The following is an 8,945-nucleotide window of genomic DNA, read 5'->3' as shown; positions in this document are numbered from 1 at the left end:
GATGCCTTGCGACATGGTGCCGACGAGGGTAGAGGGCCGGCTCAAATTTGAAGTGCGACACCTCGCATCATGTACGGTGTCGCTCAAATGCAAACCCACTACTCGCACATCACGCAGGCGAATCGCATGTCGATCCAGGCTTTGCTTCAGGCCAAGTTCAGTTGCCGGGCAATTGCCCGGCAACTGAACTTTCACCACTCGTCGGTGTGCCGCGAGGTCATTCGCGGTAAGGCTTGCCCGACGGTATCGCCGGCAAACTATCGCGCCGGCCGGGCGCAAGCCCGATCCGGTGCTCGGCGCAGGGCCGCCGGTGCGAGCCGGCGCAAGCTCGGCGCTGACGTGAAGACGCCGCTTTGGCGCACGGTGCTGAGCGGCTTGCGGTGTCGCTGGTCGCCCGAACAAACTGCATGCAAGCTGCCTCACATGAACAAGGCGGTGATGCTCGTGAACCCGGTCTTGCCTGACAAGACCCTCAGCGTCTCGCACGAGACGATCTACTGCGCCATCTACGCCATGCCACGCGACACGCTGCGCAGCGAGTTGGTCGCCCTGCTGCGCAAGAGCCACAAGACGCGCCTGCCACGCACCCGAGGCAGCGAGCAGCCTGGAGATCTCGCTAATCGACTTCCCGTCGCGCATTCTCATGCCGCGAATCTTGCCCATCAAAGCCATGGTGATCACCTCTTCTCCCCTGCCACAAAAGTAGGCAGGGTAGGTCGTTCACCCTGGTCAATGTTCGGTCGGCTTCACCCTCGCTGGTTGGTCAATATTCGGCCGACGCCAACAACCTTGGTGCTTGGCCGCGCCAACGCAGGTGCTCTTCAACCGTTGGTGTCCATTCTCCGACCCTGTACCGTCAACGAGCCGGATCGGCCTGGCAGGTGACCGAACTCGATCCGATGCTTTGGCAGTGCGTTCAAAAGCTGACTCTCGTGCAGTGAGGCCAGCGACACCAGCTCGTGGCCTTGCGCGCGCCAGCCTACGAGCAACCTCTCGAACACGGGCCGTAGCTTCATGCCCTCCAACTCGGCATGCAGGGTGTAGACCTGGTCCTGTTCGATGTGCTCGGTCAGTGCGAGCACATGCAGATGTACGTTGTCGACCGTGACGTGGTCGATTCCGATGAGTTCATCGAGCGTTGGCAATGTCGTGGGGAACTGGGGAGGGCCGATCACGGTGCCGTTGGCAGAGACCGGCAGGAACGGGTGAGTGCCTCGCGTGTCGGAGGCGAACTCGAAGCCCAGCGCCTGTTCGGCGCTAGCCGCGGCGTTGGTGAACTGCCAGCCCGCGGCGCCATGCAACCGCGGCATCACACCGAACACCTCGGCAAATCGCTGCGTCGCGCGCTGCATCTCGCACTGTGCCCAAGTGGCATCCTTGGAAAGTAGCTGGTCTTGCCAGCGCACGTGGTCCCAACAGTGCACACCGACCTCGAAGCCGGCGTCACGCACCGACCGCAGCGTGCGTGCCTCACGCTTGCCGATATCAGGGCCCGGAAGGAGGCTGCCGTAGAGCAGAGTGCGCAGTCCGTAGTGCTCGAGGACCGACGTGCGCGACACCTTGCTCAAGAAGCCGGGGCGCAGAACACGCATGACGGCGCGCCCGGTGTGATCCGGACCCAGGCTGAAAAGGAAGCTCGCATCGGCGCGGGCAGCACTCAGCGCCCTGACCAGATTTGGAACGCCTTCCCGTGTGCCGCGCCAGGTGTCGACATCGACCTTCAGTGCGATGCGCGCCATGGCGATCAGAGCACGAGCTCGGCGGCTTCGACCTGGTCCCGGTAGTAGGCGAACAACGCGGCCAGCGCTTCGTCCATGCGCACCAACGGCCGCCAAGCCAGATCGGCCATCGTCTGGCTGATATTGGGCACGCGGTGCAGGACATCCTGGTACCCGCCGCCATAGTAGTCATGCGACGCCACCGGGATCAGTCGCACGAGTGCCGCCCTCTCCCGGTACTCGGGCAACGTCTTGGCCAGCGCCAGCATCATGTCGGCCAGGGCACGGACCGAACAATTGTTGTCAGGGTTGCCAATGTTGTAGATCTTGGCATCGGCAATGCCACCGGCGTTGGCGATGATCTTCACCAAGGCGGAAATGCCGTCGTCGATGTACGTGAAGGTCCGCTTCTGGCTGCCGCCATCGACCAGCCGGATCGGCTCGCCGCGAACGATGTGGCCGAGAAACTGGGTGATGACTCGGCTCGATCCCTCCTTGGGCGTGTGCAGGCTGTCAAGTCCGGGGCCGATCCAGTTGAAGGGCCGGAACAGCGTATAGCGAAGGCCTTCCTGCATGCCGTAGGCGTGGATGACGCGGTCCATCAACTGCTTTGAGCAGGCGTAGATCCAGCGCGGCTTGTTGATCGGGCCGTAGACCAGATTCGATTCCTCCGGGTCGAAGGACTCGTCGGAGCACATGCCGTAGACCTCGCTGGTGGAGGGGAAGACGACTCGTTTGCCGTACTTGACGCAGTGGCGCACGATCGGCAGGTTGGCCTCGAAGTCGAGCTCGAACACGCGCAGCGGCTCGCGCACATAGGTTGCCGGCGTGGCGATGGCCACCAGCGGAAGTACCACATCGCACTTGCGGATGTGGTACTCGATCCATTCCTTGTTGATCGTGATGTCGCCCTCGAAGAAGTGAAAGCGGGGATGGTCCATCCACGGCGTCACGCGGTCCGACTGCATGTCCATGCCGTAGACCTGCCAGTCGGTTTTTTCGATGATGTGGCGCGTGAGGTGGTGGCCGATGAAGCCGTTGACACCGAGGATCAGAACTTTGAGCATGTGAGCAGCCAATCGATGAAGGGATGATTCAATCAGGCGTCGGCATGGATGCACGCGCTGGCAAAGCGGCTCTCGAAGCCCGCAGCGTTGAGCGGCATGGTGTCACCTTCGCAGCGTGCGGCGAGGACTCGCAGCGCGTCGCCGTCGGCAGCAAGCAGCCACAGCGTCGCACCGTCGCTCCACATACGAAGCCCCTGGCCCGGCGCGCCGGGGGGTGTCGGGGCGTGCCGGGTGCGCTCGACGAAAACGCGCTGCCCACCCACGAACGCGAACGCGCCCGGATAGGGTGGCGCGAGTGCTCGAACCAGATCGTGGATCTGCCGGGCGTTCGCATCGCTTGGAATGCGGCCGTCGTCGGGGCGCCGGGCACCGAAGTAGCGCCCCTGCGACAAATCCTGGGGTGTGAATCGGGCGCTGCCGTCGATGAGTCGCGGGAGGCTGCGCGCAAGCACGATCTCAGCCGCCACGACGACCTTGTCGAACACCTCGCGGGCGGTGTCGTCACCGAGGATCGGCACGGCGCATTGATCGACGATGGCGCCGTTGTCGGGCTTCTCGTTCATCACGTGAAGGGACGCGCCGGTCTCGCGTTCGCCGTGAATCACGGCCCAGTTCACCGGCGCGCGGCCTCGGTACTTGGGCAGCAGCGAGCCGTGCAGGTTGAAAGCGCCGAACCCGGGCAAGGTCAACCACGGGCCGGCGAGCATCCGCCGGTAGTAGAACGAGAACAGGAAGTCGGGGTGACCGGCTTTCTCGCGTGCGAACGCCAGGAACTCCGGCGTGTTCGGGTCGTCAGGCGCCACGCAGGGCAGGCCGTGTTCGGCGGCCAGCTCCGCAACACTTGCGAACCAGCGGGTCTCGGCCGGATCATCGCGATGGGTTACGACGAGCGGCACGTGCACGCCAGCATCCAGCAGCACACGCAGGCAGCGCACCCCGACGTCGCTGTAAGCAAACACGATCGCGCTGGTTTTGGCCTGGGTTTCGATCACGGCTTGCGCTCCAGGATCGCGTTGATCACGTAGCGGGGCCGCGCCCGAACTTCCTGATAGATCCGGCCCACATACTCGCCGAGCAGACCGATGCCGAACAGCGCCAGGCCGACCATCAGGAAGAGCAGCGCGAACAGCGTGAACAGGCCACCCTCCTCCGGGCCGAGGACGATGCGGCGGCCCGCCAGCACCAGGAACAGCAAGCCCGAAAGCAGCGAGACGACGATGCCAAGCATCGAGAACGCCTGCAGCGGCACCACCGAGAAACCGGTCACGAGATCGAAATTGAGCCGGATGAGGCTGTACAGCGAATACTTCGATTCGCCGGCGTAGCGTTCCTCGTGGCCGACCATGACCTCGGTCGGATGCTTTGCGAACTGATAGGCCAGCGCCGGGATGAAGGTGTTCATCTCGTTGCACTGGTTGATGAGCTGCACCACGCCGCGGCTGTAGGCGCGCAACATGCAGCCCTGGTCTGTCATCACGATGCCGGTGAGGCGGCGGCGCAGTCGGTTCATCGCGCGCGAGGCCCAGCGCCGCCAGATCGAGTCCTGTCGGTCGCGGCGAATCGAACCGACGCAATCGTGCCCCTGGTCCATCGCATCTAGCAACAGCCGGATGTCTTCCGGCGGGTTCTGCAGGTCGGCGTCGAGCGTGACGATGCGTTCGCCACGGCAATGCTCGAAGCCGGCCAGGATGGCACGATGCTGGCCGAAGTTGCCGTCGAACAGGATCACGCGCGTGACGTCGGGCCGGCGCTCGAACTGCTCGGCCAGCAGCGCCGCGGAGCGGTCGTAGCTGCCGTCGTTGATGAACACGACTTCGTAGGCGAGCTTCAGCGCGTCGAGGGCGGGGTATAGCCGGGCGTAGAGCGCCGGCAGCCCGGCTTCCTCGTTGTAGACCGGGATCACGACGCTCACGACCGGTGCGCTTGCCGCGATGACGGGCTGCGGGTGGGGCAGATCGATTGCTTCTCGCATCGTCACCTGTGGCTCCTGGAGTCAGCTCAGTGCGGCGACCGCGGACGTGACGGCAGCGCACACGCGGTCCACGTCGGCGTCGGTCATCGCCGGGAACAGTGGCAGCGTCACGGTGCGTGCGCCGATGTCCTCGGCCACCGGAAAGTCGCCGAGCGCGTGCCCTCGCGCGCGAAACAGCGCGAACAGGTGCATCGCCGGGTAGTGAACACCGACGCCGATGCCCCGGGCCTTCATCGCTTCGATGAAGGCGCCTCGCCTGTGCGCGAGCCCGCGCGCAAGCAGCGGCTGGAACATGTGCCAGTTGCCCGTGTTCTCGAGGTCGGCGGGTGGCAGGTCGAAACCCAGCGAAGGATCCCATCGCTCGAAGTAGCGCCGCGCGAGTGCCCGGCGACGCGCATTGAAGCTGTCGATGTGCCGCAACTGTCCCAGTCCTATCGTGGCCGCCACATCGGTGAGGTTGGCCTTGCCGCCCCAGGCTTCGACCTCCATGCCGCCGTCAGGCAGGCGCGTCACTCCCTGGAGGCGGAGCTTCTCGAAGCTGCGCGCCTGCTCGTGAGTGTTCAGAACGAGGCACCCGCCTTCCGCCGTGGTGAGGTTCTTGTTCGCGTGAAAGCTGAACGACACGAGGTCGCCGAGGCTGCCGATCTCCCGGCCGTGCCAGCGGGCTCCGAATGACTGCGCGGCGTCTTCGACCACGCGCAGGCCATGCCGCCGGGCAATCGCGTAGAGACGATCGCGATCGACCGGCAGGCCGGCCAGGTCGACCGGAAGGAGCGCACGGGTGCGTGGCGTGATGGCCGCCTCGACGAGATCGAGATTGATGTTGCGGGTGCGTGGATCCACATCCACGAACACCGGTGTCGCACCGACCGCGAGCACCACATTCGCAGTGGCTACCCAGCTTAGGGGAGTCGTGATGACCTCATCGCCGGGGCCGACGCCGCATAGCCGCAGCGCGAACTCCAGCGACGCCGTGCCGGAGTTGACCAGCCGCACAGGCCTGCCGCCAAAGCGCTTCGACAGGGCCGCTTCGAACTCCTGGCACCGCGGGCCGGTCGTGATCCACCCGGAGCGCAGCACCGAAGCGATCTCGCCGATCGTGTTCTCGTCGATCGAAGGTCGCGTCAAGGGAAGGAAGGGCGGCGAACTCACGTGTTGCTCCCACTGTGTGCAACCAGCACGACGCCGACGACGATGACCCCGATGCCCAACCAGCGTTGCGCGTTGACGTCTTCGCCAAACAGCCACCACGCAAGCAGGGCGTTGACCACGTAGCCGATCGACAGCATCGGGTACGCGATGCTGACCTCCACGCGTGACAGCGCAACGATCCACACCACCACGCTGATCGCGTAACACGCCAGCCCGCCCAGGATGGCAGGGTGCTGCGCCAGCCCGGTGGCCGTTCGCCACAGGGCCGGCGAGGTGGCTGCGAGTGAGATTTGTCCAGCGCTCGACGCGCCGGCCTTCAGCAGCAGTTGCGCGACCGCATTGAGCAGCACGCCGCTCAGGACCCAGGCAAAGTCGGCGCCTCTCATGGCTTGATCACCATGAGTCGACGCGGGTCTTCGAACACAACGCGCATGGGTACGCCGCGATCGCGCAGCTCGAGCCAGGTATCGCGGCTCATGTAGGCTGCCCCCCGTTGCAGAGATTGCCAGCGAACGATGAATTCCTCGACCGTCGCGAGCGATTTGCCGGGCTCTTGCAACTGGCCGAAAGCGAACTCGTCGACGTAGTCCACCAGCACCACGTTGCGCTGCAGATAGAAAGGCAGCGTCTGGTCATAGCTGCGCACCGCAAACACGGGCGTGTCCTTGTCGAGCAGCGGCAGCAGGACCTTGGACAGGGGCGCGGCACTCTTGAGTTGACCGTAGGCGTCGTGCGCCTGCATCGCGGTCGTCGTCGCAGCGAAGTGACCCAGCGCCACGCTCAGCACTGCCGCAGTGATGTGGCGCCGGCCAAGGCACCACCACGCGATCGACGCACCCGTCAAGAACAGCAATGCGCCAATGCGCAAGGCGGAACCGAGCGCCACCATCACTTCCGGCGGCGTGTTGGCCGAGCCAAGGCGAAAGCTCTGTGTCGACGCCAGCAGCACGACGACCCATACCAGGGTCGGTACCAGCAGGTGCCACCGCAGGACGGCCGCTCTGACGTCGCGTAACTGCAGGGTGAGCAGCAGGGCCAGTGCCGGGAACATTGGAAGGATGTAGGACTGCAGCTTGGAGCCCGACACGCTGAAGAACACGAGCACGAAACCGCACCATATGGCGAGCATGCTGCGCGCCATGTTCTCGGCAGGCCCGGTGACTGACGTGTCGCCCTTCAGCAACCAGGGCAGGCTGCTGGTCCAGGGCAGCAGGCCTGCGAGCAGCAGCGGGAGGTAGTACCACCACGCCCCCTCGCGGCGGTGCACGTTGGTCAGGTAGCGCGCGAAGTGCTCGTGGATGAAGAAGAACTCCGTGAACCCAGGGTTGCGCGATGACACCAGCACGAACCAAGGGGCCGCGAGAGCCAGGAAGAGCAGGCCGCCCGACACAAGGTGCATGCGGCGCCACAACCCGAAGTCGCGCCGCCACAGGCTCACCAGCAGCAGGACGCAGCCCGGGATCACGACGCCCACCAAACCCTTGCTCATCACGGCGCCGGCCATGGCAGCCCAAGCGACCCAGATCCAGCGACGATGCGCGGACGCACTGGCATGTGCGCATTCGGCCAGCAAGACGGCGCACAGCGTCAAGGTCAGGAACAACGTCAGCCCGGCATCGAGCGTGAGGAAGTGGCTGTTCCCGATGATCCAGGTGGTCGAGCCGGCAATCGCCAGGGCCCTCACGCCGGCCTCTCGCCCCCACAGGCGCGCCGCGGTGAGGCCGACCATCAGCACGGTCAGGAATCCCGCGAGACCCGGCCACAACCGCGCAGAGAATTCCGTGACACCAAACCATTTAAAGCCCAGCGCACCGATCCAGTACTGGAGCGCGGGCTTCTCGAAGTACAGCAGGCCGTTCAGGCGTGGCGTGATCCAGTCGCCGCTGCGCGCCATCTCCAGCGCCAAAGCGGCGTATCGCCCTTCGTCCGAGTGAATCAGGGAGCGGGCCCCGAGGCTCGCGAACCAGATCAGCGTGAAGAGCGCGAACAGTATTGCGAGCCACGGCCAAGATAACTGGGCGCTCGCATGCCGCACCGCGGTCGGCGACTCTATCGCTGCGGAATGCAGGGTTCGTTCAGACATCACTCGCTGGCTTAACAAACTTCAGCAAAAAGGGAACAGCAAGTCCGGCAAGTGTATTAGAGGATCGTTGACCCAGTTTCGTGGACACCTCATCCTCACGGAAGAAGGAGTCCGACATGCCCACCCGAAGCCCCCGTATCCGGCAGAGTTCCGCCGACAGATGGTCGAGCTGGTGCGAGCCGGGCGCAAGCCCACGCAGCTTGCGCGTGAGTTCGGGGTCACCGCGAAAAGCATCTCGACTTGGGTCGCGCAAGCCGCCGCCGACAGCGGCAAACCCGCGTGCAACAAGGACGTGCTGAGCAGCGCTGAGCGCGAAGAACTCGCCCGCTTGCGCCGCGAGAACCGCCAGCTCAAAGTGGAGCGTGACATCCTTGCAAACAGTTCCCGCGACGCGACGCGCCCCTTGGCGACAAGACGTCCATCGGGTCTTCGAACTCGTGAACGCGAACCAGGCCGGCGTCTCGGTGCGCACCATGTGCCGCGTGTTCCAGCTCTCTGCCAGCGGCTACTACGCGTGGCGCGATCGAGCGCCATCGCGGCGGGCGATCGACAACGCCGTGCTCGTCGAGCGCATCCGCGCGGTCCATGCCCAGTCGGATGCGACCTACGGCATGCCGCGCGTGCGCGCCGAGCTGATCGATCAAGGTGTGGCCCTCAGCCGCCAGCGCGTGGCCCGGCTGATGCGTGAGACGCCATCTGCGGCATCAGCCGGCGCCGCGCCTTCATCGTGACCACGCGCCGTGGCGAAGGCAAGCAGCCTGAGCCCGATCTGGTCCAGCGTGAGTTCAAGGCCGACAGCCCGAACCGGTTGGTGGGTGGCCGACATGACCTACGTGCCCACCTGGGCTGGCTTCATCTACCTGGCCGTCGTACTCGACGTGTGGAGCCGGCGCATCGTGGGCTGGGCCATCGGTGAGCAGATGACCGCCGAGCTGGTGCTCGCGGCGCTGAAC

8 protein-coding genes and 1 pseudogene are annotated in these 8,945 nt (G+C 65.1%); 2 read left to right on the top strand and 7 right to left on the bottom strand.

Going from position 1 to position 8,945, the window contains the following annotated elements:
• Positions 1 to 87: 87 nt before the first annotated feature.
• The gene (locus RMO12_RS11275; protein WP_309639355.1) at positions 88 to 885 is read left to right on the top strand and encodes a helix-turn-helix domain-containing protein; all 798 of its coding nucleotides are present in this window, start codon (positions 88 to 90) and stop codon (positions 883 to 885) included.
• Here the strand turns inward: RMO12_RS11275 and RMO12_RS11270 are convergent.
• Genes RMO12_RS11270 through RMO12_RS11240 form a run of 7 tightly spaced genes read right to left on the bottom strand, consistent with a single transcriptional unit; the run spans position 822 to position 7,992 of the window.
• On the bottom strand, positions 822 to 1,739 hold the full coding sequence (locus RMO12_RS11270; RefSeq protein WP_309639354.1) for a polysaccharide deacetylase family protein: 918 nt from the start codon (positions 1,737 to 1,739) through the stop codon (positions 822 to 824). The two genes, RMO12_RS11275 and RMO12_RS11270, sit on opposite strands and share 64 nt — an antisense overlap.
• Positions 1,740 to 1,744: 5 nt before the next feature.
• The gene (locus RMO12_RS11265; protein WP_309639353.1) at positions 1,745 to 2,785 is read right to left on the bottom strand and encodes a bifunctional UDP-4-keto-pentose/UDP-xylose synthase; all 1,041 of its coding nucleotides are present in this window, start codon (positions 2,783 to 2,785) and stop codon (positions 1,745 to 1,747) included.
• A gap of 32 nt (positions 2,786 to 2,817) precedes the next feature.
• Positions 2,818 to 3,777 carry a formyltransferase gene (locus RMO12_RS11260; protein ID WP_309639352.1) on the bottom strand — a complete coding sequence of 320 codons (960 nt, stop codon included), beginning with the start codon at positions 3,775 to 3,777 and terminating at the stop codon, positions 2,818 to 2,820.
• On the bottom strand, positions 3,774 to 4,757 hold the full coding sequence (locus RMO12_RS11255; protein WP_309639356.1) for a glycosyltransferase: 984 nt from the start codon (positions 4,755 to 4,757) through the stop codon (positions 3,774 to 3,776). The genes RMO12_RS11260 and RMO12_RS11255 overlap by 4 nt, the downstream gene beginning before the upstream one ends.
• A gap of 21 nt (positions 4,758 to 4,778) precedes the next feature.
• Complete coding sequence (locus tag RMO12_RS11250; RefSeq protein ID WP_309639351.1) at positions 4,779 to 5,909, bottom strand: DegT/DnrJ/EryC1/StrS aminotransferase family protein; 1,131 nt, start codon at positions 5,907 to 5,909, stop codon at positions 4,779 to 4,781.
• Positions 5,906 to 6,295 (bottom strand): SMR family transporter, encoded by a 390-nt coding sequence (locus RMO12_RS11245; protein WP_309639350.1) that lies wholly within the window; start codon positions 6,293 to 6,295, stop codon positions 5,906 to 5,908. The genes RMO12_RS11250 and RMO12_RS11245 overlap by 4 nt, the downstream gene beginning before the upstream one ends.
• Positions 6,292 to 7,992 (bottom strand): glycosyltransferase family 39 protein, encoded by a 1,701-nt coding sequence (locus tag RMO12_RS11240; RefSeq protein ID WP_309639349.1) that lies wholly within the window; start codon positions 7,990 to 7,992, stop codon positions 6,292 to 6,294. Before RMO12_RS11240 ends, RMO12_RS11245 begins: the two co-directional genes overlap by 4 nt.
• Positions 7,993 to 8,152: 160 nt before the next feature.
• Between RMO12_RS11240 and RMO12_RS11235 the strand changes: the two are divergent.
• A pseudogene (locus tag RMO12_RS11235) lies at positions 8,153 to 8,945 on the top strand (IS3 family transposase); the annotation flags it as partial.

It is taken from the genome of Methylibium sp. (genome assembly GCF_031393925.1).
Lineage (GTDB): Bacteria > Pseudomonadota > Gammaproteobacteria > Burkholderiales > Burkholderiaceae_C > Methylibium.
Note: the sequence above shows the minus strand (reverse complement) of the source record. Positions and strands in the feature narration are given on the sequence as shown.